This is a genomic window from Microbacterium sp. HSID17254 (assembly GCF_003989315.1).
Lineage (GTDB): Bacteria > Actinomycetota > Actinomycetes > Actinomycetales > Microbacteriaceae > Microbacterium.
On sequence record NZ_RBLT01000194.1, the window covers coordinates 1 to 766 of the forward strand.

Annotated in this window: 1 protein-coding gene; it reads left to right on the forward strand. The window is 71.5% G+C overall.

The genetic code is table 11. From position 1 onward, the window contains the following. Window positions 1-39: 39 nt before the first annotated feature. The coding region (gene mobF / locus D8M34_RS18540; RefSeq protein ID WP_161973100.1) for a MobF family relaxase at window positions 40-766 on the forward strand (727 nt) is incomplete at its 3' end.

The following is a 766-nucleotide window of genomic DNA, read 5'->3' on the forward strand; positions in this document are numbered from 1 at the left end:
GGTTCGAAGCCGCGGAAGTTCCGCACAGCAGCGCAGATCGTGGCTGATGCGCTCAAGGAAGAACCGGCCGCGTCGGCCGAGCGGCGCTTCGAGATCGAGACGTCGGCGAACCGCAACACCCGTACTCCGACGGCTTACTACGACGTGACGTTCTCGCCGGTGAAGTCGGTGTCGATGTACTACACGGCGCTGCTCGCAGCGGGCGACGGCGAGGGCGCGGAGACGGTCCGCTGGGCGCATGACGAGGCGGTGCGGATCGCGTTGTCGTCGGTGCAGTCCGATGTGGCGTATGTCCGCTCCGGCCGCGACGAAGGGCGGGGCCCGTCCGGGCGGACAGTGGGTCAGTGGGAGGCGGCCACGGGGCTGGCCGCCGTGGTCTATGGCCACCACACCAGTCGCGACGGTGGGCCGCAGCTGCACTCCCACGCGGGGGTGCTGAACCGTGCCGCGACCGCGGATGGGCGCGTGCTGGCCCTGGATGGGCAGGCGTTCCGGCCGGTGAAGGAGGCGTTGTCGGCGGCCTCCACGCGGGCTTATCAGCAGCTGCTGACCGAGGAGATGGGTGTGCTGTTCCAGCAGCGGCCTGACGGGTTGGCGCGGGAGATCGCCGGGTTCGACCCGGAGCTGCTGGCGCAGGCGAGTACTCGCACTTTGGAGCGTGTCCGCCCGGCGGTCGCGGAGCTGGTGGAGGCCTACACGGCCCGGCACGGGCGGGCTCCGGGGCCGCGGGCGCGGCGGGCGTTGGTGGAGCAGGCGGTCAAGGGCA